We start from the raw sequence: 24936 nt of genomic DNA on the forward strand, positions 1-24936 counted from the left end.
GGCAGATATCAGTACTGATTTCTGCCCGCAAAGTGGTCCCGCAGCGTGGTCGGGGAGTGGGCGCGGTTGGTTACCTGCGGCCGCGCTCGGAGTCGGTGAGGAGGGCCTCCATGCGAGCCGCCGCCTCGTCTGCCGAGGGCGGCACGTAGTTCGGGTCCTGGGCGCGCCGGCGGTTGCGCAGGATGCGGGCGGTCACCCACCAGGCGATGAACACGAGCACGGCGATCAGCACGAGGTTGGAGAAGACGTCCGCGTAGTCGGACACCAGATGCCAGTTGTCCCCGAGCTGGAAGCCCGCCCAGACGAAGATGGTGTTCCAGATGCCGGAGCCGATCAGCGTGAAGAGGGTGAACAGCCACAGATTCATGCGCTCGATGCCGGCGGGGATGGAGATCAGCGAACGGAAGATCGGAACCATGCGGCCCAGCAGCACGGTCCAGTAACCGTAACGATTGAACCAGCGCTCGGTCTTCTCGACGTCCTCGATGTCCACGAGCGGCAGCCAGTCGGCGATCCTGTACAACCGCCGGCGCCCCAGCCAGGCGCCGAGCCCGTAGAGCATCAGGGCACCCAGCACAGAACCCGCGGTGGCCCAGATCAGGGCCTCCCACGGACTGAAGGAACCGCCTGCCGCTGTGAAGCCGGCGAGCGGCAGGATCAGTTCGGAGGGGATCGGCGGGAAGAGGTTCTCGGCGAAGACGGCCAGTGCCACACCGATCGGTCCGATGGCCTCCATGATCGAGACGACGATGTCACCGAGCCAGCCATAGGAGGCTTCGCCCGTGGACCCGGTTGCGGGCCCCGTGGCTGATGCGGTGGCGATCGAAAGCGTCATGCGCGTTATTCTCCCGGACCACAGGGCCGAACACCGAACCGACGGACCGGGAGGGCAGGCATAATGGGAGGCATGCGGTTTAAACCCGACGCGGCCGGGCTGGTCGGAGCCCACGTCATGGGTTGGGTGTCACTGTCCCCCAGCTTCATTCCGCGCACATGGTGGATGACCGCCCTGAACACCGGAATATCCCAGACCTTCGGCTATGTGGTCGGCGCCGCCGGGACGGCAGCGGCCCGGGCCGTCGGCCGGCAGCTCGGGATCGAGATCAGGATCGACGAGGAGAGGGCCCGGCCCGCCATCGAGGCCCTGCCGTGGCTCATGTTCGGCATCAGCGGGCTGTCCTGGCTGCGCAACCTCCGGGCGCAGACGGAGATCGCCGGGCTGATGGAGACCCGCCCCACCCGCAGCCGGGAACACATGGTCGGCGTGATCGGCGGCCTGGCCCTGACCGCCGGGCTCGTCTCGGCCGGTCGGGGCATCAACGCGATCGCCACCCACCTCTCCTCGGCGCTCAAGCCCGTGATGCCCGCCCCGGTTGCCGCCGCCGTCGGTGCGGGGGCCACCGCCACGGGGACGGCCTTCGTGCTGGACAAGGTGGTCTACCGCCGGCTCTTGGAATGGCTGTCCAAGACCGCCCAGGAGACCAACGCCAAACTGCTGCCGGGACGCGTCCCCCCGGTGGAGCCCGAACGCTCCGGCTCCGCCGCGTCTTTCGAGGCCTGGAGCACTCTGGGTGCCAAGGGGCAGGCAGTGGTCTCGGACGGACCCCGTGCCGTGGACATCGAGGAGGCCACCGGCAGGCCGGCCCTGACACCCATCCGCGCGTATGCCGGGTGGCGCGAGGGGCGGGACCTGGAGGAGACCGCGGCCGCCGTCGTCGCCGAACTGCACCGCACCGGGGGTTTCGATCGCGAGGTTCTCCTGGTGCTGACCACCACGGGGACCGGCTGGCTGCAGGAATGGTCCGCCTCCTCTGTGGAGTTCCTCACCGGTGGCAACTGCGCGCTGGCCTCCATGCAGTACACCTACCTGCCCTCCGGCGTGGCCTTCATCGCCGACCGGATCTCACCCGTGCTGGCCGCCAGTACCCTGCTCGCCGCGATCGAGGAGGAGTTGGCGAAGCGCCCCCCGGAGCGGCGGCCGAAGCTGCTGGTCGGCGGAGAGTCGCTGGGCGCCTTGGGCGGTACGAAGGCGTTCGAGGGCCTCGAGGACATGATTGGCCGCGTGGACGGTGCCGTCTGGTCTGGCATGCCGCGGTTCGCCGAGTTCTGGGAGTCCCTCGTGCCGTTCCGCCGGCGGGGCACCCCGGAGATCGCACCCGTGATCGACGACGGCCGGCACGTCCGTTTCGCCACCAGACCCGAGGACCTGGTCACCGACTTCACCGGCGTCCCCTTCGGTGCGTGGGACAGCCCCCGGATCGTGGTGGCCCAGCACGCCTCCGACCCTGTGGTGTGGTGGAGCCCGGACCTGATGTGGCGCAAGCCCGACTGGGCCAAGGAGAAGGCCGGCTCGGACATCTCCCGCAGCCTGCAGTGGCAGCCCTGGGTGACGTTCTGGCAGGTGGCCTCGGACATGCCGCAGTCCGTCTCCGTGCCAGGCGGCCACGGTCACCGCTATGTCGAGGACATGCTGCAGTACTGGGCCGCCGTCCTGGGTCAGGATCCGTTGACGGACTACTCGACCATCGCCCAGGCGATCCGCCGGACGATCGTCCCGAACTTCGCCTGAGCACGGCTGAATCTGCCTGAATCTGCCTGCCTCCGGTTGCATCCGCTGGAGCCAGCCAGGCCCTGGCTGTCAGCGAATGGTGGACCCACCCCGGCTGCCAGGCGGACACTGGACGCATGAGCGCGCAACGGCCCACCGCCTCCGCCCACCAGCTCGTCACCTGCCTGTGGTTCACCGGGCAGGCGGAGGAGGCCGCCCGGTTCTACGTGGAGGCCTTCTCCGGCTACCGCCCGGACACCCAGGTGGGCGCCGTCCACCGCAGCAGCATCGATGTGGCACCGCAGGGAGAGGTCGTGCTGGAGCGCGGCGAGGTGCTGACTGTCGACTTCACGTTGGACGGCCAGCCTTTCGTGGCGCTCAACGGCTCGACCGAACCGGTGCCCTACACGGATGCCGTCTCCTTCCAGGTCCTGTGTGCGAACCAGCAGGAGATCGACCACTTCTGGACCGCCCTCACGGCAGGGGGCGGGCAGGAGGTCGCGTGCGGGTGGGTCACGGACCGCTACGGGGTGCGGTGGCAGGTGGTCCCGCAGGTCCTGTTCGAGTTGCTGGCCGGCGAGGACCAGGATGCGGCGGCCCGGGTGCAGAGCGCCATGATGCGCATGGGGAAGTTCAGCATCGAGGGCCTGATGGACGCGGCGAAGGACGCCTACGGGGCCGAGGAGGAGTAGCAGGCGCCGAGGCGCCGTGAGGATCAGCGGGAGAGGACCGCGACCAAGAAGTCGGCGTCGTCGGTGAAGGGGTCGAGCTGCCACGAGGAGTACTGGCCTTGGCAGCGGAATCCAGCCTGGCCGGCGTCGTCCATGAAATCGGCGAAGTCATAGCCGCGCCCGGCCCCGAAACCGATCACCGCACGGCCGCCGTCCCGCAGCAGGCCGCGCAGATGGCGCAGCACGTCCCCGCGGGAAGCCGGGGAGAGGAAGCCGAAGACGTTGCCGGCGGAGAAGACGAGGTCGAACGGCTCGGCCTCACCCAGGGTGGCCAGGGTCTCAGCGTCCAGTGACTCGAGATCCGCCACGTACCAGTCGGCCTCGGGATGGTCCTCGTTCGCGACCTCGATGAGGTGCTCGTCCAGGTCCACGCCCGTCACCTGGTGGCCGCACCGCGCCAGGTAGCCGCCCACGCGGCCGGTGCCGCAGCCGGCGTCGAGGATCCGGGACCCGCGGGAGGCCATCGCGTCGATCAGCCGGGCCTCCCCGTCCAGGTCCATGCCCTCGGAGGCGAGGCGGCGCCAGCGCTCGGCATAGCGGCGGGAGTGCTCGGGATCGTTGGCCACCATGGTGGCCCAGAGGTTCTGGTTCGCGTTCTCTTCCATCACCCCAGTATCGCCCCTGGCCATTCGGGTCTGCCCGGATCAGTCTGGATCTGTCTGGCCGCCATGGCCCGGTGTTGCCGATCGGTCTCCCCGTGAGCCGCGTGTGCCTATAGGCTGACCTTGGAACCAGAGAAGATCTTCGGAAGGAAAATCCATGAGCATCGCGCAGCTCCCCCTTCGGCTGACCGCCGGAGCCTTCATCCTGAACTCAGGCATCAACAAGACCAAGCTCACGGACGAACAGGCTGAACAGATGAGGGACCTGGGAGCCAACGGGCTTCCCTTCCTCAAGGACCTGACCCCGAAGCAGTTCAGGCAGTTCATCAGCGCCTCCGAGATCGGCATCGGCGCCGCCTGCCTGCTGCCGTTCGTGCCGGGCTGGATGGCCGGTGCCGCCCTGACCGCCTTCTCCGGCGGGCTGCTGGCGATGTACAAGAACACCGACTCCATGACCGAGTCGGACGGCATCCGCCCCTCCGAGCAGGGCACCGCCGTGGCCAAGGACGTGTTCCTCTTCGGCATCGGCACCGCCCTGATGGTGGACGGCGTCGTGAACCGCACCGGCCGCAAGAACGCCTCAGCGTCCAAGCGGGCCCACAAGCTGGAGGTCGCCAAGGAGGCCAAGGTCGCCGCGATCGAGGCCGCCAAGGAGGAACAGGCCGAGGCCATCCGTGCCGCCGCCGCGGAGAAGGCCGAAGCCATCAACAAGGCCCGCGTCGAGCAGACCGAGGCGCTGCGCACCGCCCGCAAGGAAATGCAGCAGGCCCGTAAGAAGATCTGATCTCACTGTGCCGCCCACAGCGGGCGCAGCACTCCGGGGGCAGACTGTCTGACGCCGATGTTCCGGCCTCAGAGTGACAGTCTGCCCCCGGAGTTTTTGCCTCCGGAGTTTTCTCCGGAGCTTCACCTCCAGCCGAGAGGCCCGAACTCCCGGCCACGGAACCCTCAGCGCGGGTGGCGGGCCTTCTGGATGGCGTCGGCGGCCCGGATGAGCGAGAGGTGGGAGAACGCCTGCGGGAAGTTGCCCGCAAGGCGTCCGGAGCCGGCGTCGTACTCCTCGGCCAGCAGACCCAGGTCGGTGGCGCAGGAGCACAACAGCGCCATGGTCTCCTCGGCGTCGCCCAACCGGCCTGACGCGGCGTACTGTTCCACCAGCCAGAACGAGCAGATCAGAAACGCGTACTCGTGCCCTTCCAGGCCGTCGAGGTTGGAACCGGTGCGGTAGCGGTGGACCAGCCCGCGAGTGCCCATCAGGTCCCGTTCGATCGCGGAAACGGTGCCGAGCATCATCGGATCGTCGGCGGCCAGGAAGCCGGTGTGCGGCAACTGCAGCAGGGAGGCGTCGACCTCGCGGCTGCCGTAGGTCTGCGTGAACGAGTCCAGCTCGGCGCTGAAGCCGCACTCCAGGATCTCCGCACGCAGGGCATCCCGGTGCCGGGTCCAGGACGCGACGTCTCCGTCCAGACCATGTTGGGTGACGGCCCGGATGCCCTCATTGAACGCTGCCCACATCATCACCCGGCCATGGGTGAAGAAGTGCGGTTCGCCGCGCATCTCCCAGATCCCGTGGTCTTTGCGGTCGATGTTCCGGATGCAGAAGGACAGCAGGGACTTCTGCAGCCGCCACGAGTACTCGTCCTCGGTGACGCCGGCGTCCCGGAGCTCGGCGAGGGCGATCATCACCTCGCCGACCACGTCGGCCTGGTACTGGTCCGCGGCGCCGTTGCCGATCCGGACGGGACGGGACTCGGCGTAACCGGCCAGGTGGTCCAGCTCCTTCTCGTCCAGTTCCCGTTCGCCGGCGAGGCCGTACATGATCCGCAGCTTCTCCGGGTCCCCGGCCACGGCCCGCAGTAGCCAGTCCCGCCAGTGCAGGGCACCCTCGGTGAATCCGTGGGAGACGAGGACCTCGATCGTCAGGGCCGCATCCCGCAGCCACGTGTAGCGGTAGTCCCAGTTCCGTGAGCCGCCGAACTCCTCCGGCAGCGAGGTGGTGGGCGCCGCGACGATCCCGCCCGTCTTCAGGTTGGTGAGCGCCCGCAATACCAACAGGGACCGGGCCACGAGGTGTTCCTCCGGCGAATCGACCTCCAACCGGGATGCCCAGTCGGTCCAGAACTCCTGGGTCCGGTGCTGAGCGGCCTCCGGCTCCACCGGAACCGGAGGCCGTTTCCAGGACGGGAACCAGGTCAACACCCAGTCCAGCCGCTCGCCGGCGTGTAGCCGGAATCGGCCAGCCAGCCGGGGCGCGGTGAGACCGCCGGAGTCCGGGGAACCTGCCGGTTGGCCGTCGCCGCCGGCCGCCTCGCCGGAGCGCTCGTCGTCCGCGGTGGGCCTGGTGGTGGTGTCGAGCAGGGGACCGGACACCAGCACGCCGTCCGGTCCGGCCGTGCACAGCAGTGCCGGATCGGTGCCCTCAGTGTCCTTGGTGCGGCGGAACCAGGGCAGGGCGCGGGCATAGTCGAAGCGGATCCGCAGGTCATGCTCCACCACCACCTCTCCGGTCAGGCACTCCACCCGGCGGTACAGGTCATCCTGCGCCTCGGCCGGCGGCAGGAAGTCGGTGACGCGCACGGTGCCGGTCGGGGTGCGCCAGTCGGTCTCGAGGACGAAGGTGTACGGCACGTAGCGGCGTTCCACGACCTCCCCGTCCAGAGCCCAGAGCTTCCACCGGCCGTCGTCGGCCCCTCCGAGCAAGGCGGCGAACAGGGCAGGGGAGTCGAAACGCGGCAGGCACAGCCAGTCGATGGATCCGCGGCGGGACACCAGCGGTCCGGTGCTCAGATCGGACAGCAGGGCGTAGTCCTCGAGCGGGGTGGCCCAGGCGGGATGGAGGGACTGCGGACGAGAGGACCCGGGCCAATCCGTCGAGTCGTGAGTCGAGTGCGGGCCGGCGGAAGGTGTCTGGTCCGTCATGTCTCCTTGTATATCGAATGACCCGTTCCCGGCATAGGCCCGGGCCGTTACGGTGGGGCCATGAGCGGACTGCGCACGCTGGTCATCGTCGGTGCCGGGGGAGACCTGACCCGGCGGCTGCTTCTGCCCGGCCTGGCCACCTGCCTGGCGGCCGGAGTGCCGGAACGGGGCATCCTGCTGATCGGCTCCGGGCAGGACGAGCGGGAGGACTTCGCGGCAGTGGTGCGGGAGGCGTTCGCCGCTGAGCTCGACGAGGAGCAGTTGGCTCTGCCTGCGGTGCGCCACACGCTTGATTCAGCGCACTGGATCACCGCGGACGCCACCGATCCCGAGCAACTCGCCGCACTCATGGACCAGGTGGAGGGGCCCCTCGGACTGTACTTCGCGCTTCCGCCGTCCGTGACCATGGCCTCTTGTGAGGCCCTCTCGAGGGTGCATGGTTCGGGGCGACTGCCACAGGACACCGTGCTCGTGCTGGAGAAGCCCTTCGGCACCGACCTGGACTCCGCGCGAGAACTCAACGCCCTCCTGGCCGGGTTCGTCCCCGAGGAGCGGATCTTCCGTGTGGACCACTTCCTCGGTCTGCCCGGCGTGCTCGGCTTCGTGGGTCTGCGCTTCGCAAACCGCATCCTGGAACCGCTGTGGAACCGGGACCACATCGAGCGGATCGAGATCGTGTTCGACGAGGTGCTCGGACTGGAGGGGCGTGCCGGGTTCTACGAGGCCACCGGAGCCGCGAGGGACATGATCCAGTCCCACCTGCTCCAGGTCATGGCGCTGGTGATGATGGACCCGCCGACCCGGATCGACGGCGTGGAGATCCCCGCCAACACCGCTCACGTCCTGAGGGCGGCCCGGTTGTGGTCCCGGGGAGCGTCGGGGGAAGGGAGCGAGGACGAGGGGACCTTGGGCACGAGCGTTGACGGCGACGCGCGAACTCTGGCCGGACTGCCGGACGGGACGCCGGCCGTGGTGCGTGGCCGGTACATCGCCGGCGCCGTGGACGGCAGGACCATGCCGTCCTATGTGGACGAGGAAGGTGTGGACCCGGCGCGAGAGACCGAGACCTTCGCCCAGGTGGTCGTCGAGGTGGACTCGTGGCGCTGGAACGGCGTGCCGGTGGTGCTGCGGACGGGCAAGGCCATCGGTTCGCCCCGGCAGGAGATCGCCGTGGTCTTCCGCCGCCCGCCACACGACTACGAGCAGTTCCCCTCGTCAGGACCCCAGCCCCCGGACGTGCTGCGGGTCGGCTTCGAAGACGAACGGATCGACCTGGAGCTCAACGCCGGTGGCCCGTTCGACTCCCGTGGCATGACCCGCACGGTGCTGTCCACGGAGTTGCCCGAGCCAGGACTCACCGCCTACGGTTCGGTGCTGCGCTGGGTGCTCGAGGACAAGACGGCCTTCACCGTCCGCGGTGACGGGGCCGAGGAGGGCTGGCGCATCCTGGCCCAGATCGCCGCGGCCTACGCCTCCGGGCAGGTGCCGTTGCAGGACTATGAGGCCGGATCGGCCGGCCCGGCTTCCGCGGGCCTGACCGGCCGGCCCTGAGCACCGCCGGTTCGCGGCGGGCCAGCCCTGACCCGGCCAGCCCTGGCCCCTCGCCTGTCCTGTCCCCTGACTAGCCCTCGACCGCCATCCGAGACCACCCGCCGTCGGGATCGGCCGGGAGGTCCTTGACGGGCCGGGCGGGCACGCCCAGTGCGACCACGTTCGCCGGCAGGTCGCGGGTGACCACGGCACCGGCGCCCACCACCGTGTTCTCGCCGATCGTCACGCCTGGGCCCACGATCACACCGCCGCCGAGCCACACGTTGTCCTCGATGGTAATGGGCTCGGCACCCTCCCACTTGTCCCGGCGCGGACCTGGCTCCAGCGGGTGGGTCGGGGTGAGCAGCTGGACGTTCGTGCCGATCTGCACGTCCGCACCGATCCGCACCGGGGCGACGTCCAGCACCATCAGGCCGAAGTTCGCGAAGGTGCGGTCACCTATGCTGATGAACCGCCCGTAATCCACCTGGAACGGCGGACGGATCACCACCTCGTCGCCGAGGGATCCCAGCAACTGGGACAACAGCCGCCGGCGGAGGGCCGGCTCGGTGACGGAGGTGGCGTTGTACTGTTCCGTCAGCAGGGCGGCCGCCGTGGAGAGCTCCTCGAGCCGGGGGTCGTCGGCGATGTAGGGATCACCGGCGAGCATCCTCTCGTACATGGACCGGCCGTCCGGGAAGAACGGCGACGGGGCGGGAGTGGCGGGGAACTGGTCCGGGACAGGCAGCATGGACCCAGCCTGCCAGAGGGGCCACAATGGGCGCATGTCACGCCACGAAGAGCTCCGCGAACCCACGGGATCCGTCGTCGAAGGTCCGGAGGGTCCCACGATCCAGATCCAGCGCACCCTCGGGCACCCTCCGGAGGACGTCTGGAGCTACCTGGCAGACCCGGAACTGTTGCGCTGGTATGGCACCTACACGGGGGACCCGGCCAGTGGCAGTGTCCAGCTGGCCATGGTGGAGGCACCGGAGCATCCAGGCGAATGTGTGATCGAGGTCTGCGCACGGCCCTCTCGTCTGCACGTGACGCTGGCCGATCCGAACGGCAACCCGTGGCGGCTCCGGGTGTCCCTGGACCGGGCCGCGGCGGGGTCGGGGTCGGACACCGACCTGGTCTTCCGCCAGCCGCTGGCAGGGTCGAAGGACGAGGCCGGTGACATCGGCCCCGGTTGGGAGTACTACCTCGACCGGCTCACCGCGGCTCTGGATGGCGGAGACGTGGACGCGGTGGACTTCGCCGACTACTACCCCGCCCAGAAGGCGCACTACAGCACGGAAGTCGGGACGACCTGACCTGGAGCCACAGTCATCGTGCCAGACCACAGAGTTGATCCGTGTGGTCCGGCAGGATGAGTGTGGCGGCCGAGGTGGCGGCTCAGAGTTCGACGTCGGTCGGGTTCAGGACCCGCCGCAGGAAGTCCTGGGTGCGCGGCTGGGTGGGGGAGCCGATGACCTGCTCGGCGGGGCCCTCCTCGACGACCACGCCGCCGTCCATGAACACCACACGGTCCGCGACCTCGCGCGCGAATCCCATCTCGTGGGTGACCACGAGCATGGTCATCCCGGCGCCGGCCAGGCCGCGCATCACGGAGAGCACCTCGCCCACGGTCTCCGGGTCCAGGGCGGAGGTCGGCTCGTCGAAGAGCATCAGCTGTGGGTCCATGGACAGTGCGCGTGCAATGGCGACGCGCTGTTGCTGACCGCCGGAGAGTTGATCCGGATACCGGTCCTCGAAGCCGTCCAGCCCCACGCGGCGCAGATTCTCACGCGCGACGCCGGCCGCCTCCGCCTTGCCGCGGCGCAGCACCTTGACCTGGGCCACCGTGCAGTTCTCCAGCACGGACAGGTGCGGGAACAGGTTGAACTGCTGGAACACCATGCCGACGTGGCGGCGCATGGCGTTGAGGTCCACCTCTGGATCGGTGGCGTCGAAACCGGAGACGGCAACCGTGCCCCGGTTGGGGGTCTCCAGCAGGTTCACGCAGCGCAGCAGGGTGGACTTGCCCGAGCCGGAAGGGCCGATCAGGCACACCACCTCGCCGGGAGCCACGGTCAGGTCGATGCCCTTGAGCACGTCATTGGAGCCGTAGGACTTGTGCAGGCCGGTGATGGCGACGCCGCCGGCGCGGATGGCGCTGGCATGGCTGGTGGTCTCGGTCATCGTGGCCTCTCAGACGCGCGTGCGGTTGGTGCGCGATTCGAACTTCCGCGCCAGCAGGGACAGGGGGACGGTGATGATCAGGTACATGACACCAGCCACGAGCACCGGGGTGAGGCCGGCGTCGAGAGCGGTAATGCCGTCCCGGCCGAACTTGGTCAGTTCGTACTCGTGAGCGGCCAGTCCCAGGACGTAGACGAGGGACGAGTCCTTGGTCAGCAGGATGACCTCATTGGTCAGGGGCGGCAGCACCAGGCGGAAGGCCTGGGGGATCACGATCGTGACCATGGCGCGCCAGGCCGGCATCCCCAGGGATCGGGCAGCCTCCGCCTGTCCCTTCGGCACGGCCTGCAGGCCGGCACGCAGGGTCTCGGCGATGTAGGCCGAGGAGACCATGCCCAGGGAGACCATCACCACGAGGGGGATGGGCCACTGGATGCCGAAGGCGAAGGGCACGCCGTAGCCGAAGGCGATGAAGACGAGCAGGGCGGGCAGGCCGCGGAACAGCTCGATGTAGGCGGTGGCCAGCCAGCGGTACGGCGGGAATGAGGAGAGCCGCATCAGGGCCAGCAGTGTGCCGCCCAGCAGGCCGACCACGAACGAGGACGCCGTGTACAGCAGGGTGTTGCCCAGACCCACCAGGATGATGTCCGGGAAGAGGGGACCGATCTCCGCGAAGTTGAAGACGGACTGGCCCAGGGTCGGCCAGTCCATGACAGCTACGAGGACCACAATGGCGAGGACGAAGACACCGGCCTGCAGACCGAGTGAGAGCTGCCGGCGTCGCCGGTTGCTCATCGTGCGGCCCCTCTCCGGGCTGCTCTCCGGAGAGGGGTTGGGGCCCGAAGCCGGGCCGGTGGTGTTGACGGTGCTCACTGATCGCCCTCCGTTGCTGCCTCGCCGAACCAGCGCGCGCGGGACTCGTCGAGGGTTCCGTCCTCTTCCATACCCTGCAGCGACGCGTTCACGGCGGACAGCAGTTTCGCCTTGTCCGGGGCCACGGCCACGCCGAGCTGCTCACCGGTGGGCAGTTCCGCGACCACCTCGTACCGGGGATCGTCCTTGACGTTGTAGAGCACCACGGACTGGTTGCCGAGCACGGCCTGCACAGTGCCGGCCCGTAGGGCCTCCATCTGCATGCCACCGTCCTCGAACTGGATCGGGGCCAATCCGTTCTCCTCGGCGAAGGTCTCGCCGGTGGTGGCGGCCTGGACACCCACGCGCTTGCCCTGGGCTGATTCCAGGTCGGTGATGCCGGACCCTTCCTCGGCCACGAGCACCAGATCGTCGTCCAGATAGGGCACGGAGAACGCCATGATCCGCTGCCGGGCCTCGGTGATGGAGATCGAGGAGGCATTGATGTCGCAGCCGGTCAGCGAGGACCCGGACTCGATGGCCTCGAAGGAGGAGTCCACCACGGAGAGGGGGATACCGAGGTCATCGGCGATCCGCTGGACGATATCGATGTCATACCCGACCAGGTCGCTGCCCTGCATGAATTCGAAGGGCGGGTACGGGATGTCGGCACAGACGGTGAGCTGGCCGGGGTTGACCAGGTCGAGGCTGTCGACCAGGGGCGAGGATTCGCCGGCTTCGGAACCGCCGAGCTGGGGGCCGAGCACGGCACATCCGCTCAGGGCCAGCGAGCCGGCTCCCAGGACGGCCACCAGGGCGAGTCGGGTGCGGGACAGGGTCATGAAGGTCTTCCGGTGCGGGGGGCCCCGCTGCGGTGCAGGGGCGTCGAGACGGACAGTCTACCGGGAAGTCGTGGGGCCACCGGGTGGGCGGGCGCGCGGCCTGCCGGGGTTCTGCTGCCAGGCGTCCGGACCGCAGTGGCCGGGACCTCGGGCTGGCGGGGACCACGCACTACGGGGATCAGTTCCCGTGGCTTTCCTCCTCGACCCCGGTCACGGTGGTCAGCAGGAACACGCTGTCCTCCCGGGCCGTCACTCCGTGGCGTTCCTTCGTGAGCTGAACGAGTTCGCCCTGCTCCAGGTGCTGGTCCGCTCCGGACCCGGCGGTGATGTCCACCGCACCGAGCAGCACCTGCAGCGTGGCGGCGGGCGGGGCGTTGTGGTCAGCCAGTTGCGCCCCGGACTTCAGGGCGATGATCGACTGGCGCAGATGGCCGTCCCGCAACAGCAGGTCGCCGTGGCGGCCGTGCGGGCTGTCCAGGGCGGCTTCGAGCGTGCTGCGGGTCAGCGCTGACAGATCGTGGGGTCCCGGCGAGTAGGTCATGGTGTCACCGTAGCCCGCGCCGGCTCAGGCCACCACGGAGAGCACGCCGTAGAAGAGCAGCCCGAACACGGTGGAGTAGAGAATGATGGCCACGGCCTGCCAGGTGATGACCCGGCCCTTGGTGATGCCGAAGGAGGTCAACGCGGCAGCGGTGAAGTGGGTCGGCAGCAGGAACGGTCCGAGCAGGGAGGCACCGGGGACGCCATACTTGTCCAGCGCGCGGCGGACCTTCTGCTGCTTCTCCGAGGTGGGCTTCGGAGTCTTGCCTGCGGCGATGCGGCGATTGATGATCGCGGCGCGGATCTTCTCGAAGGACAGGACGATCACCACCACGATGGCGATGTTGGCGAGGATCGCCACCGGAATGGCGATCCAGGGGTCCATGCCGGCGATGATCCCGACGATGGCGGCGCCCTCACCCTCGATGTAGGGGATGAACGCGGCGAGTACGACTCCGACGAATCGCAGGGCGGCCGGCAGGGACTCGGTGAAGGACTGGATGTTGGCGACGATGTCCATGGTGTTTCCTCTCGGTGGCGGGGCCGGTTCCGGGCCCCGATGCGGGTGGTCCGCTCTTGTGGTGGGTGTGCTTCCAGCCTCGCCGGGCCGGTGTATTCGCGGCAGTGCCCCGCTGTCATCCTCGCCTCCGAAAGCGTCACCACCACCCCGTGACAGTTGTCATCGGCCTACCCTGAGAACCGTGAGCAAGCCAGAACCGTCCGTGAGCCGACCCTCTGGGCAATTGCCCTCGACGGCGCCCGGCCAGTCCGTCCGCGGCGTACGGGCCACCTGGTGGTACACCTACCTCTCGATGGTCTTCTTCTCCGTATTCATGGCCTTCATCGCGGTCGCCATGCTGCTGTTCTTCCACCTCGAGGCCGGCGGCCGGCACGGTTGGCTGGTGGTGGTCTCCGCCCTGCTGATCGCGATCAGCGGGCTGACCCAGTCCATCTGCAGCTGGCTGATCAGGAACGGCATGGGAGCCGGATGGCCGCGCCCGTGGGCCACCGCACTCCTCCTGGGGCCGGCCGGCCTCGCCTGGGTGCTGACCCTGTGGTTGCCGGGAGGGGCTGTCCCCGGGGGGATCTCCCTGTGGATCGCCGCGAACATCCTGGCCATCCTGGTCCGCGGCGTGACCCGGCGGGTGGTCATCGGGGCGGGCCTGGCCCTGATCGCGGCGCACTGGTGGGCCGGACAACTCATCACGGGAGTGGCCGTCCCCAGCGAGGAAGCCGCGCAGCAGATGCCCTCGCTGGTCTTCTTCACCGTCTTCGTCCCGGTGGTCTTCCTCTTCTCCGCATGGTGGTGGAACATCGTGGTCCAGCTGGACGTAGCCCGCCGGGATGCCGCTCAACTGGCGGTGGCCCGCGAACGGCTGCGATTCGCCTCGGATCTGCATGACATCCAGGGCCACCACCTGCAGGTCATCGCCCTCAAGGCCGAACTGGCCGAGCGACTGATGGGTGCGGGACAACCCGACGCCGCCGCGGAGAACATCCACGAGGTCCGGACGATCGCGCGCACCGCCCTCGAGGACACGCGGTCTCTGGTGCGCAACCTGCGCGAGGTTTCCCTGGAGGAGGAGATCGCCAACGCCAAGGACGTGCTGGAGGCTTCCGGCGCCACCGTCAGCATTCGGGGGGTCCACGTCGAGGACCCTGCCGTGCGCACCCTGCTCGGCCTGGCCGTCCGTGAGGGCGCCACCAACATCCTGCGTCATGCCGCCACAGCCACGAAGGTGTCCATCATCCTGGAGGATGCGGACGGGGTGCTCCGGCTGGCGATGGTGAACGACGGTGTGGAGAGGCTCACCGGCGAGGTGGGCGGCGACAGCCACGAGGGTGCCGGGCTGCCCGGTGTCCCTGGGACGCACGGGGCGGGCGGGCCGGCGTCGGGCACGGGTTTGTCCGGTCTGAACCGGCGGTTCGCCTCCTCCGGGGGATCGGTGACCGGCCGGTATGGCGACGGCTCGTTCATCCTCGAGGCCCGGTTGCCGGCCGTGCCGGGCCGGGAACACCCTGAATCCCCCGCCGTCCATCCGAAGGAGCCCACCCCATGATCCGGTTGCTGATTGCTGACGACGAGGTGCTGATCCGCGGCGCGCTCGAGAGCCTGTTGGGCCTGGAGGAGGACTTCCAGGTGGTGGCCGGAGTGGACAATGGACTCCAGGCGGTGGCCGCCGCCCGCGAACTGACGCCGGACGTCTGCCTCTTGGACCTGGAGATGCCGGAGATGGACGGCGTGGAGGCCGCCGGGCAGATCCTGCGGCAGGTGGCCACGAAGGTCATCATCGTGACCCGCCACGCCCGGCCCGGGGTGCTGCGGCGGGCGCTGAGCGAGAAGGTGTCCGGCTTCGTGCCGAAGTCCACACCGGCCGAGGAGCTGGCCAAGGTGATCCGGGACGTGGCCGCCGGCAAGCGCTATGTGGACCCGGACATCGCCGCCACGGCCCTCGGTGGGGAGCGGAGCCCCCTGACGGACCGGGAGCTGGACGTGCTGCGGGCCGGCCGGGACGCGGCCACCGTGCAGCAGATCGCCGAGCGGCTGCATCTGGCGCCGGGCACGGTGCGCAACTATCTGTCCTCGGCCATGGGCAAGCTGGGCGTGGGGACCCGGAGGGAGGCCTCCCAGGTGGCCTGGGAGCAGGGCTGGATCTAGCCCGCCTCGGTGTCCTGAGGGCGCGTCTGGAAGGGCTTCCCGGTGGAGACGGGTCGGTCGGTGGTGTCGATGGACCAGAGCGTGTCCGCCTCGGCGATCCAGGGGCTCCTGGGCACGGTGACGGGCTCGCCTGTGCGGACCGACTCGACCACCGCCTGGGCGGTGGTGCGGGCCTGGGAGGCGTCCTCGTCCAGGAATTCCAGGGTGCCGGTGTGGCGGGTCCGCAGCTGCAGGACATCCCAGGCGGGCAGGCCGGCGGCCAGCTGACGGCCGCGGAGGAGCTCAGCGTCGAACGCGGCTCCGGCCATCAGCACGATGAAGCTGACCCAGGAGACCATCATGACCACTCCGAGGCCGCTCAGGGTGCCGAGCACCCAGTCCAGGGCGCCTGCGTAGCGAGCCAGCCATCCGAGGAGCAGGGTCATGGCGAACAAGGCGAGCACTGCGGTCAGCCCGCCCCAGGACAGCCAGCGGAAACGGGGCTGCACCACGTTGGGGCCGCGGTGGTAGGCCACGGAGACGACGAAGACGAGCACAGCCAGGATGGCCGGCCACTTGAGGATGTTCCACAGGTTCACAGTGGCCGTGGTGAGACCGAGCAGGTCGCCGAGCCGAGCGGAGAGGTCCCCGCCGATCAACACGAGCAGCAGGACGGCGATCAGGGCGACCATCAGGATGAGGGTCTCGATGAAGATGACCGTGCGGAACCAGAGGAACTGGCGGCCCTCGCGGGTGTCATAGATGCGGTGCATGGCCCGGTGGAAGGAGGCCAGGGCGTTGGAGGCGGAGATGATCGAGCCGATCAGGCCGAGAACCAGGCCCAGCACCCCGGTCGGGCTGTTGGCCAGGGACAACAGGGTTGAGGCCAGCAGGTCCGGATCGGTCTCCGGCAACAGGTCGTGGACCAGCCCCGCGGCGGTCACAACCGTCTCGTCCTCCAGGCCCAGCATGGAGACGATGGACAGGATGGCGATGGCTCCCGGCACCACGGACAGCAGCGTGTAGAAGGTCATTCCGCCCGCCACGTCCCACACCTGGATCCCCACGAGTTTCATCACGGTCCGGCGGATCACATGGAACAGGGTCAACCGTGGCCGCGCGTAGGTATGGGCCGGTGCCGGACGGCGGAGCAGGCGGCGGGGCATGCTTCAGAGCGTACCGCCCCGTAGGCGATCCTCCTGGAGTTCCAGACCCACATCCTCCTGGCTGGGCGGCTCTGACGTTGAGAGTTCTTTCATCCCCCAACATCGACGTGATGGTCTGCGCGAGCGGGGAATAGCGGGTGTCCGATCCAGGTTGAGTTAAGTACACTCAACTTTGAGTGCAGGCCTGATGCTCAGACCCACTCCACCCTGAGGTGCTCCACACCCGCGGGACCGGCGACAAGGAAGGACCAGCATGGACGCAAAATTCACCACCAAGAGCCAAGAGGTGCTGTCCGGGGCGGCCATGAATGCCTCCACCCTCGGCAACCCGCAGATCGAGCCGGCCCACCTGCTCAAGGCGCTGATGGACCAGCGCGGGTCCGTGGCCGTCGCCGTCCTCAAAGCGGCCGGCGTGGACCCGGACGTCGTGTCCACCGCTGCCTCCACCGCCATCAAGGAGCTGCCCGCCACCTCCGGATCCTCCGTGGCGCAGGCCCAGTTGTCCCGGCAGGGGCTGCTCGTCGTCCAGGCCGCTCAGCAACAGGCCGAGGCACTCGGGGATGACTACGTCTCCACCGAACACCTCCTGCTCGGCCTCGCCGCCGACGCCGGCAAGGCCGGAACCGCCCTGCGCGATGCCGGTGCCAGCGTGGAGGCGCTCTCCGCCGCTGTCAAGGAGGTCCGCGGGGACAGCCGCGTGACCACACCGGACCCGGAGAACACCTTCCAAGCACTGGAGAAGTACGGCACCGACCTCACGGAGATCGCCCGCGCGGGCAAACTCGATCCGGTCATCGGCCGTGACTCCGAGATCCGTCGCGTGGTGCAGGTGCTCTCCCGCCGCACCAAGAACAACCCGGTGCTCATCGGCGAGCCCGGCGTCGGCAAGACCGCCGTGGTGGAGGGCCTCGCCCAGCGCATGGTGGCCGGTGACGTCCCCGAATCGCTGCGCGGCAAGACCCTGATCTCCCTGGACCTGGGGTCCATGATCGCCGGCGCCAAGTACCGCGGCGAGTTCGAGGAGCGGCTGAAGTCCGTGCTGGAGGAGATCAAGCAGTCAGACGGCCAGATCGTCACGTTCATCGACGAGATCCACACGGTTGTCGGCGCCGGGGCCTCCGAGGGGGCCATGGACGCCGGCAACATGCTCAAGCCCATGCTGGCCCGCGGCGAGCTACGCCTGATCGGTGCCACCACCCTGGACGAGTACCGGGAGAACATCGAGAAGGACCCGGCCCTGGAGCGCCGGTTCCAGCAGGTCTACGTGGGGGAGCCGACCGTGGATGACACGATCGCCATCCTGCGCGGGCTCAAGGAGCGCTACGAGGCCCACCACAAGGTGGCCATCGCCGACTCCGCCCTGGTGGCGGCCGCCAACCTCTCGGACCGGTACATCTCCGGCCGCCAGCTGCCGGACAAGGCCATTGACCTGGTGGACGAGTCCGCGTCCCGGCTGCGCATGGAGATCGACTCCGCCCCGGAGGAGATCGACCAGCTGCGCCGCTCGGTGGACCGACTGACCATGGAGGAACTGGCGCTCGCGGATGAATCGGATCCGGCCTCCGTGGAGCGGCTGGCCGCCCTGCGCGAGGAGATGGCGAATCAGAAGGAGGAGCTCGCTGCACTCAACGCCCAGTGGGAATCCGAGAAGGCGAACCTCAACCAGGCCGGTGACCTGCGCGTGAGGCTGGACGAGCTGCGCTCCGCGGCGGACAAGGCCCAGCGGGACGGTGACTTGGCGGAGGCTTCCCGGATCCTCTACGGGGAGATCCCCGCGCTGGAGAAGCAGCTCCAGGCTGCCGTGGAAGCCGAGTCCGGCTCCGGCGGCGGACCGGGAGGCCAGCAGCACACCGGGCAGTCGATGGTGTCCGAGGAGGTCACCGCGGACGACATCGCCGAGGTCATCTCGGCCTGGACCGGGATCCCGGCCGGGCGCATGCTGCAGTCCGAGCAGGACAAGCTGCTGTCCATGGAGGACCACCTCGGGGAGCGGCTGATCGGCCAGCGGAAAGCGGTGTCATCGGTGTCCGACGCCGTCCGGCGTTCCCGTGCCGGGATCGCCGACCCGGACCGCCCCACCGGCTCGTTCCTATTCCTCGGCCCCACGGGAGTGGGCAAGACTGAGCTGGCGAAGTCACTCGCGGCGTTCCTGTTCGATGACGATCACGCGATGGTCCGCATCGACATGTCCGAGTACTCCGAGAAGCACACGGTGTCCCGGCTCGTCGGTGCCCCTCCGGGATACGTGGGCCACGAGGAGGGTGGCCAGCTGACCGAACTCGTGCGGCGCCGCCCCTACTCGGTGATCCTGCTGGACGAGGTGGAGAAGGCCCACCCCGAGGTCTTCGACATCCTGCTGCAGGTGCTCGACGACGGCCGCCTCACCGACGGCCAGGGCCGCACGGTGGACTTCCGCAACGTCATCCTGATCATGACGTCCAATCTGGGCTCGCAGTTCCTGGTGGACCAGGGCCTGGGTGACGCGGAGAAGAGCGACGCGGTCATGAGGGTGGTCAACTCATCCTTCAAGCCGGAGTTCCTCAACCGGCTGGATGACATCATCATGTTCGATCCGCTGTCCATCGAGGACCTCACGAGGATCGTCGACCTGCAGGTGGACGCGCTCGCAGGCCGCCTGGCCTCCCGCCGGCTGTCCCTGGAGGTCACCGACGCCGCCCGGGAGTGGCTGGCCCTGACCGGATTCGACCCGGCCTACGGTGCCCGGCCGCTGCGCCGCCTGGTGCAACGTGAGATCGGTGATCAACTCGCCCGGGCCCTGCTCTCCGGCGCGATCGCCGATGGAGACACGGTCCTGGTGGACCGCGCCGTGGATGAGGGGTCCGCATCGGACGAGCAGGACCGCCTCTCCGTCACCCGAAAGGCCGACTAACCGTCCACGTGGTCGGTCCAGTCCTCGAGGACGGGCTCCGCCACGAGGGAGTCGTTCAGGGTGCCGTCGTGGGCCACGGCGAGGCAGTCCACGCGGCGGTCGCCCTCGTCCCACGTGCCCTGGGTGGGGTGGGAGATCTCGACGACGACCTGGGCGTTCGCAGCGCTGCCCAGCTCGATCATGGCGCAGAACCGCTCGGCAGCCGCCTGCATGTCCTCGGGGAAGGCGCGGCCGGTGGGCCAGAGCTTGCGGCCGACCAGCTGGGCCTCGTGGTCGCGGTCGCACTCCACCACGGTGGAGGGCTCACCCACGGACTGGAAGTCCGTCAGGCAGTCGCCGGGCACGATCTGGGCGGGGGGCACCTCGCGTGCCACGATCCCGTCCAACCCGGGTTCGGCATTGCGGGACACGGTCGGCCCGGGCTCGACGGTCTCACCGGACGGGCCATTCCCCGCCGAGTTCAGCAGCGGCCAGAGGACGAACACGGCCAAGGCCGCCACCACCAAGGCGCTGACGGCGATCCACCAACCGCGCAGCCGCCGTGGCCGGGGAGCCGGGGCGGTCTCCGGCTGGCGGGGCGGCAGGTAGGGAACGTAGCGATCCCCGGAGCCGGCAGCACCGGCGGTGTCCGGGGACTCCGGAGATTCCGGGGTCTCCGGCGGGTCTGTGGGTTCAGGGGCGTCAGGGCTTGACTCGTCGCCTGACCCGTCCGGGCGTGTGTCCATGGTCATGGTCCTTTCGGTGCCGTCACGCTGGCAGGCGGCTCCAAGGGGTGCTGAAACATGTTAACCTAGTGTCCACGAACCATCATGATCAGTGCATACTCCGGACCAGCCCTGCCTAGGGCTGACAGCACGGGGACGGACAACAAAGGGGGTCACGCTCATGGGGCGCGGCCGTCAAAAGGCAAAAGCAACCAAGCAGGCCCGGGACATGAAGTATTTCTCCCCGGCCACTGATTTGTCGGCACTGGAGCGTGAGCTGGCCGGCAACAGCGGTTCCAGCCATGACGATGACCAGTACATCGACTACGCGGACAAGTACGCGGACTATGTGAAGGATGCCGAGGAGGACGACGATTCCCGCATGCAGGGTTGATCGTCGCCATGTCGACTGAGTCACCATCCGCCGAGCCTCCTCGGGGCACGTCAGCGGCGGCAGACACTGCCGCGTCGGTGGAGACGACAGATGGTTCTCCGGGCACCACCCTGCGCCCGGGCCATCCGGCAGCCGACGGTCACCGGGCCGCCCTGCGCTCCATCGCGCGCGTCGTGGAGGACGCGGCGCCGCCGCAAGATCCTCTCCTCGCGCGAGCGGGCATCCTGGACCTGTTGCGGGAACACCGCCCGCTGGTGATCACGGGCGCCGGCATCTCCACGGACTCCGGCATCCCCGACTATCGCGGGCCGCAGGGATCACTGCGGCGGCACCGGCCGATGACCTACCAGGAGTTCCGGCACGACGACGGCGCCCGGCACCGCTATTGGGCGCGGTCCTTCGTGGGCTGGCGGCAGATGGACGCTGCCTCCCCGAACCCGGCCCACCACATCCTGGCGGGCTGGCAACGCGCCGGGATCCTGGCCGGCGTCGTGACCCAGAACGTGGACGGACTGCATGCTGCGGCGGGCACCCCGGGCCTGGTGGCGCTGCACGGGGACCTGGACCGGGTCAGCTGCCTCAACTGCGGCGCCCTGGAGGACCGCCGGTCCTTCGACGGCCGGCTGGTAGAGGCGAACCCCGGCTACCTCGAGGCGGTCCAGGTGGACCCGCTGATGGTGAACCCGGACGGGGACGTGACGCTGGGCCAGGAGTGGGTGGACCGGTTCCACCTGGTCGGCTGCCTGGTGTGCGGTTCGGTGGAGCTGAAGCCGGACGTGGTCTACTTCGGCGAGAGTGTGCCGGCCGAGCGGAAGGCCGCCGCCCGCCAGGCCTTCGAGCGTGCCGGCTCCGTCCTGGCGATCGGCACGTCACTGGCCGTCATGAGCGGATTCAAGTTCGTCCTGGACGCAGAGAAGCACGGCAGACCCGTGGCCGTCCTCAATGGCGGCCCCACGCGGGCTGACACCAAGGCGGCCTTCCGCTGGCGTACGCGCCTGGCCCCGGCCCTGGAGTGGCTGGACGCCCGGCTCTGAGCCCTGTCGCGCCACGGCGTGCGTCAGGCGGCGGCGTAGTTGCCGGTCAGCAATACCGCTCCGCCGTCCACGCCCTTGGCGCCCTGCATGAAGTCGCTGCCGGCGTTCCGGGCCTCGTCCGTCACGCGGCCCACGGTGCCGGCAACCCAGGAGGTCAGGCCGCGGGCGTTGAGCCGGTTCAGGGCCTCATCGGCCGCGGCGGGATCCACCACGGCGACCATGCCGACGCCGAGGTTCAGGGTGCGCTCCAGGTCCTCGAGCGGGACGCGGCCGAGCTGGCCAACGAGGGAGAACACGGCGGGCAGCGACCACGTCTCGCGGTCCACGGTGGCCATCAGGCCCTGGGGGAGCACCCGGGCCAGATTGGCGGCGAGTCCGCCACCGGTGACGTGGGAGAAGCCGTGCAGGGCGGGCTCGCCCGAGGCAGTGGTCACCGCGCCAGCGGTCCCGGAGACAGGGTCGCCGTTGAGGTGACGCATCACGTCCAGGCAGTCAGCGGTGTAGATCCGCGTGGGTTCGAGCAGCTCCTCGCCGAGCGTACGGCCCAGGTCCGTGACCTCGCGGTCGAGGGACCAGCCGGCGTCGTTGATGACGCGGCGGACCAGGGAGTAGCCGTTGGAGTGGATGCCGGAGGAAGCCATGGCGATGACCACGTCCCCCTCGCGGACGCGCTCGGGACCGAGCAGGGCGGAGGCCTCGACCACGCCGGTGGCGGCGCCTGCGACGTCATACTCGTCCACGCCCAGCAGGCCGGGGTGCTCGGCGGTCTCACCGCCCACCAGAGCGGTGCCGGCAGCCTGGCAGCCCAGGGCGATGCCGCGGACGATGTCCGCGATGCGTTCGGGAACGACCTTGCCGCAGGCGATGTAGTCGGTCATGAACAGCGGCTCGGCGCCGACCACCACGATGTCGTCCACGACCATGCCGACGAGGTCGAAGCCGATCGTGTCGTGCTTGTCCAGCGCCTGCGCGATCGCGACCTTGGTGCCGACGCCATCCGTGGAGGTCGCCAGCAGGGGCTGTGAGTACTTCAGCAGCGCCGAGACGTCATACAGCCCGGCGAAACCACCCACACCGCCGATGACGGAGCCGTTGTGGGTGGCCTTCAGCGCGTCCTTCATCATCTCTACGGCCAGGTCACCGGCCTCCACGTCCACGCCGGCGGAGGCGTAGGTGGTCCCCGGACCGATCTTGGCGGTGCCGGGCGTTGCGCCGGCCGGATCGTGGGAGTATTCGGAAGCGGTCACAGCGGGGTCCTGTCGGTTGCGGTCAGCAGGTCTTCGTAGGGCGCGTCGGGTCCCGGGTCGCAGCCGACGGCGCCGGGGCGCTCGTCCGGGTCCACCGTTGACTCCGGATCCGCGAGGGTATCGGTCGCGGACGCCGTGGCGGCGACCGGCTGCTCCAGCAGGTGCTTGCCGCGCTCGTCCTCGCTGGGCAGCGGGATCGGGTAGTCGCCGGTGAAGCAGGCGGTGCACAGCGAGCGGCGGGGCTGCTCGGTGGCCTCGATCATGCCCTCGGCGGAGATGTACTCCAGGGAGTCAGCCCCGATCGACGCGGCGATCTCCGCGACCCCGGCGCCGTTGGCGATCAGTTCGGCGCGCGAGGCGAAGTCGATGCCGTAGAAGCAGGGCCACTTGATGGGCGGCGAGGAGATCCGCACGTGCACCTCGGCCGCACCGGCCTCCTTGAGCATCCGGACCACCGCGCGCTGGGTGTTGCCGCGCACGATCGAATCGTCCACCACCACCACGCGCTTGCCGGACACCACGGCGGGCTGGACGTTGAGCTTGAGCCGGATGCCGAGCTGGCGCAGGGTCTGCGAGGGCTGGATGAAAGTGCGGCCCACATAGGAGTTCTTGACGAACCCCTGGCCGAAGGGGATGCCGGACTCCTCGGCGTAGCCCACCGCGGCGGGCGTGCCGGACTCCGGGACCGGGATGACGACGTCGGCCTCCACCGGGTTCTCCCGGGCCAGCGCGCGTCCCATGGCCCCGCGCGACTCATACACGGAGCGGCCGCTGATGGTGGCATCCGGCCGGGCGAGGTAGACGTACTCGAAGACGCAGTGCGCCGGCTTGGACTCGGCGAACCGGGTGGAGCGGATGCCCTCCTCGTCGATGGCGATGAGTTCGCCGGGAGCGACCTCGCGAATGAAGGAGGCGCCCACCGTGGCCAGGGCTGATTGCTCGGAGGCCACCACCCAGCCGCGCTCGAGCCGGCCGAGCACCAGCGGACGCACGCCCTGCGGATCCCGAGCGGCGTAGAGGGTGTGCTCGTTCATGAACACGAAGGAGAAGGCGCCGCGGATCATCGGGAGCAGCTCGGTGGCCGTCTGCTCGAGCGTGGAGCCCTCCTCACCCTGCAGCAGGGCCGTGACGAGGGCGGTGTCCGTGGTGTTGCCCTGGGCCATCTCACCCCGGGTCTGCTTGCCGTAGCGGGCCTGCACCATCCGGTAGAGCTCGGCTGAGTTCACCAGGTTGCCGTTGTGGCCCAGGGCCACGGTGCCGTCCGCGGTGGCGCCGAGGGTCGGCTGGGCGTTCTCCCAGTTGTTGCCGCCGGTGGTCGAGTACCGGCAGTGCCCGACGGCGATGTGCCCCGTCAGAGTGTTCAGGGTCGCCTCGTCGAAGACCTGGGAGACGAGACCCAGATCCTTGTACACGGAGATCCGCTTGCCGTCCGAGGTGGCGATGCCCGCCGACTCCTGCCCGCGGTGCTGCAGGGCGTACAGGCCGTAGTAGGCGAGCTTGGAGACCTCCTCGCCGGGGGCCCAGACGCCGAACACCCCGCATTCGTCCTGGGGACCCTTCTCATGAGGGTCGAGGTCGTGTGTCAGCAGGCCGTCACCGCGCATCTTGGTCACGCTCCCCATTCTCCCACTTGTCCGTCCACTGCTGCAGATCGTGGTCCTGAACGGCGTAATCGGCGTCCTCGTAGCGGTCCACGGACTGGGCTGTCACGGTATAGGTGTGCTTCTTCGACCGGCGGTCCAGCACCAGCCAGACGAGCGCTCCGGCCCCCACCCCGAGGATGCCGAAGATCACCAGGAAATACCCGAAGGTGGACCCGAAGGTGAACTCCGGGTTGGCCTCGCCGACGGCGGTCACCAGCAGCGCGACGATGATGCCGAGCAGGGCGCCCCCGATCAGGAACACCTGCACCTTCGGGGCCCGGCGAACCACCAGGGTGCGACGGTCCAGGGCATCCGGCTCCGGAGAGTCCGGCGAGTTCGCGGCGTGCCGTCCCGCCTCCGGCTGGACCGGCGTCGGCCGGACCGCCTCAGGCCGGTTCGGCCCCGGTGTGGTGGGTTCGTCTGCCGGGGTGCTCGCGGGGGTGTCCGCGGAACCGTCGGGGGGAAAAGTCAT

Annotated in this window: 24 protein-coding genes; 10 read left to right on the top strand and 14 right to left on the bottom strand. The window is 69.2% G+C overall.

The window, feature by feature from the left end; translation table 11 throughout:
* Positions 1 to 70: 70 nt before the first annotated feature.
* Positions 71 to 835: a DedA family protein gene (locus tag ABD134_RS11445; RefSeq protein ID WP_344229569.1), complete on the bottom strand. Its 765-nt coding sequence runs from the start codon at positions 833 to 835 to the stop codon at positions 71 to 73.
* Between the two features lie 72 nt (positions 836 to 907).
* On the opposite strand from ABD134_RS11445, the gene ABD134_RS11450 reads away from it, so the two are divergent.
* A complete protein-coding gene (locus tag ABD134_RS11450; protein ID WP_344229571.1) occupies positions 908 to 2569 on the top strand; it encodes an alpha/beta-hydrolase family protein in 1662 nt (553 codons plus the stop codon).
* 116 nt (positions 2570 to 2685) lie between these two features.
* A complete protein-coding gene (locus ABD134_RS11455; RefSeq protein WP_344229573.1) occupies positions 2686 to 3240 on the top strand; it encodes a VOC family protein in 555 nt (184 codons plus the stop codon).
* Positions 3241 to 3263: 23 nt separating this feature from the next.
* Here ABD134_RS11455 and ABD134_RS11460 read toward each other — a convergent pair whose 3' ends face one another.
* A complete protein-coding gene (locus tag ABD134_RS11460) occupies positions 3264 to 3884 on the bottom strand; it encodes a class I SAM-dependent methyltransferase (RefSeq protein WP_344229575.1) in 621 nt (206 codons plus the stop codon).
* A gap of 154 nt (positions 3885 to 4038) precedes the next feature.
* Here ABD134_RS11460 and ABD134_RS11465 point away from each other — a divergent pair, with 154 nt between their 5' ends.
* Positions 4039 to 4665, top strand: a complete 627-nt coding sequence (locus ABD134_RS11465) for a hypothetical protein (protein WP_344229577.1) — start codon at positions 4039 to 4041, stop codon at positions 4663 to 4665.
* A 164-nt stretch (positions 4666 to 4829) separates the two neighbouring features.
* Here the strand turns inward: ABD134_RS11465 and ABD134_RS11470 are convergent, their stop codons facing one another.
* Positions 4830 to 6800 (bottom strand): glycoside hydrolase family 15 protein, encoded by a 1971-nt coding sequence (locus tag ABD134_RS11470; RefSeq protein WP_344229579.1) that lies wholly within the window; start codon positions 6798 to 6800, stop codon positions 4830 to 4832.
* A gap of 60 nt (positions 6801 to 6860) precedes the next feature.
* On the opposite strand from ABD134_RS11470, the gene ABD134_RS11475 reads away from it, so the two are divergent.
* Positions 6861 to 8351: a glucose-6-phosphate dehydrogenase gene (locus ABD134_RS11475; protein ID WP_344229580.1), complete on the top strand. Its 1491-nt coding sequence runs from the start codon at positions 6861 to 6863 to the stop codon at positions 8349 to 8351.
* A 70-nt stretch (positions 8352 to 8421) separates the two neighbouring features.
* On the opposite strand, the gene ABD134_RS11480 is transcribed toward ABD134_RS11475, so the two are convergent.
* Complete coding sequence (locus tag ABD134_RS11480) at positions 8422 to 9081, bottom strand: sugar O-acetyltransferase (RefSeq protein WP_344229581.1); 660 nt, start codon at positions 9079 to 9081, stop codon at positions 8422 to 8424.
* Positions 9082 to 9115: 34 nt separating this feature from the next.
* On the opposite strand from ABD134_RS11480, the gene ABD134_RS11485 reads away from it, so the two are divergent.
* Complete coding sequence (locus ABD134_RS11485) at positions 9116 to 9646, top strand: SRPBCC domain-containing protein (protein ID WP_344229583.1); 531 nt, start codon at positions 9116 to 9118, stop codon at positions 9644 to 9646.
* 82 nt (positions 9647 to 9728) lie between these two features.
* On the opposite strand, the gene ABD134_RS11490 is transcribed toward ABD134_RS11485, so the two are convergent.
* From ABD134_RS11490 to ABD134_RS11510, 5 genes are all read right to left on the bottom strand, one after another.
* Positions 9729 to 10514 carry an amino acid ABC transporter ATP-binding protein gene (locus tag ABD134_RS11490; RefSeq protein ID WP_344229585.1) on the bottom strand — a complete coding sequence of 262 codons (786 nt, stop codon included), beginning with the start codon at positions 10512 to 10514 and terminating at the stop codon, positions 9729 to 9731.
* Between the two features lie 9 nt (positions 10515 to 10523).
* Positions 10524 to 11309, bottom strand: a complete 786-nt coding sequence (locus ABD134_RS11495; RefSeq protein ID WP_344230868.1) for an amino acid ABC transporter permease — start codon at positions 11307 to 11309, stop codon at positions 10524 to 10526.
* A gap of 74 nt (positions 11310 to 11383) precedes the next feature.
* The gene (locus tag ABD134_RS11500; protein ID WP_344229586.1) at positions 11384 to 12208 is read right to left on the bottom strand and encodes an ABC transporter substrate-binding protein; all 825 of its coding nucleotides are present in this window, start codon (positions 12206 to 12208) and stop codon (positions 11384 to 11386) included.
* 178 nt (positions 12209 to 12386) lie between these two features.
* Positions 12387 to 12749, bottom strand: coding sequence for a cupin domain-containing protein (locus tag ABD134_RS11505; RefSeq protein WP_344229587.1), 363 nt, complete (start codon positions 12747 to 12749; stop codon positions 12387 to 12389).
* A 24-nt stretch (positions 12750 to 12773) separates the two neighbouring features.
* Positions 12774 to 13268 carry a small multi-drug export protein gene (locus tag ABD134_RS11510; RefSeq protein WP_344229589.1) on the bottom strand — a complete coding sequence of 165 codons (495 nt, stop codon included), beginning with the start codon at positions 13266 to 13268 and terminating at the stop codon, positions 12774 to 12776.
* Between the two features lie 181 nt (positions 13269 to 13449).
* Here ABD134_RS11510 and ABD134_RS11515 point away from each other — a divergent pair, with 181 nt between their 5' ends.
* Together ABD134_RS11515 and ABD134_RS11520 are read left to right on the top strand one after the other, a co-directional pair.
* Positions 13450 to 14808, top strand: a complete 1359-nt coding sequence (locus ABD134_RS11515) for an ATP-binding protein (RefSeq protein WP_344229591.1) — start codon at positions 13450 to 13452, stop codon at positions 14806 to 14808.
* Positions 14805 to 15407, top strand: a complete 603-nt coding sequence (locus ABD134_RS11520; RefSeq protein ID WP_344229593.1) for a response regulator transcription factor — start codon at positions 14805 to 14807, stop codon at positions 15405 to 15407. The genes ABD134_RS11515 and ABD134_RS11520 overlap by 4 nt, the downstream gene beginning before the upstream one ends.
* Here ABD134_RS11520 and ABD134_RS11525 read toward each other — a convergent pair.
* On the bottom strand, positions 15404 to 16552 hold the full coding sequence (locus ABD134_RS11525; RefSeq protein WP_344229595.1) for a YihY/virulence factor BrkB family protein: 1149 nt from the start codon (positions 16550 to 16552) through the stop codon (positions 15404 to 15406). The genes ABD134_RS11520 and ABD134_RS11525 overlap by 4 nt on opposite strands.
* Before the next feature lie 253 nt (positions 16553 to 16805).
* Between ABD134_RS11525 and clpB the strand changes: the two genes are divergently transcribed.
* Complete coding sequence (gene clpB / locus ABD134_RS11530; RefSeq protein ID WP_344229597.1) at positions 16806 to 19442, top strand: ATP-dependent chaperone ClpB; 2637 nt, start codon at positions 16806 to 16808, stop codon at positions 19440 to 19442.
* On the opposite strand, the gene ABD134_RS11535 is transcribed toward clpB, so the two are convergent.
* Positions 19439 to 20167: a hypothetical protein gene (locus tag ABD134_RS11535; RefSeq protein WP_344229599.1), complete on the bottom strand. Its 729-nt coding sequence runs from the start codon at positions 20165 to 20167 to the stop codon at positions 19439 to 19441. The two genes, clpB and ABD134_RS11535, sit on opposite strands and share 4 nt — an antisense overlap.
* A gap of 160 nt (positions 20168 to 20327) precedes the next feature.
* On the opposite strand from ABD134_RS11535, the gene ABD134_RS11540 reads away from it, so the two are divergent.
* Positions 20328 to 20540, top strand: coding sequence for a DUF3073 domain-containing protein (locus tag ABD134_RS11540; protein ID WP_344229601.1), 213 nt, complete (start codon positions 20328 to 20330; stop codon positions 20538 to 20540).
* Between the two features lie 77 nt (positions 20541 to 20617).
* Positions 20618 to 21574 carry a Sir2 family NAD-dependent protein deacetylase gene (locus ABD134_RS11545; protein WP_344229603.1) on the top strand — a complete coding sequence of 319 codons (957 nt, stop codon included), beginning with the start codon at positions 20618 to 20620 and terminating at the stop codon, positions 21572 to 21574.
* A 23-nt stretch (positions 21575 to 21597) separates the two neighbouring features.
* Here ABD134_RS11545 and purM read toward each other — a convergent pair whose 3' ends face one another.
* From purM to ABD134_RS11560, 3 genes are read right to left on the bottom strand one after another with little or no spacing between them, the layout of a single operon-like run.
* Entirely contained in the window at positions 21598 to 22764 is a 1167-nt protein-coding gene (gene purM, locus ABD134_RS11550; protein WP_344230870.1) for a phosphoribosylformylglycinamidine cyclo-ligase, read from the bottom strand.
* Positions 22765 to 22817: 53 nt separating this feature from the next.
* On the bottom strand, positions 22818 to 24425 hold the full coding sequence (purF, locus tag ABD134_RS11555) for an amidophosphoribosyltransferase (protein WP_344230871.1): 1608 nt from the start codon (positions 24423 to 24425) through the stop codon (positions 22818 to 22820).
* Positions 24415 to 24936, bottom strand: a complete 522-nt coding sequence (locus ABD134_RS11560) for a hypothetical protein (RefSeq protein ID WP_344229605.1) — start codon at positions 24934 to 24936, stop codon at positions 24415 to 24417. Before ABD134_RS11560 ends, purF begins: the two co-directional genes overlap by 11 nt.

The sequence above is a fragment of the Citricoccus alkalitolerans genome, from assembly GCF_039528175.1.
GTDB classification, from domain to species: domain Bacteria; phylum Actinomycetota; class Actinomycetes; order Actinomycetales; family Micrococcaceae; genus Citricoccus; species Citricoccus alkalitolerans.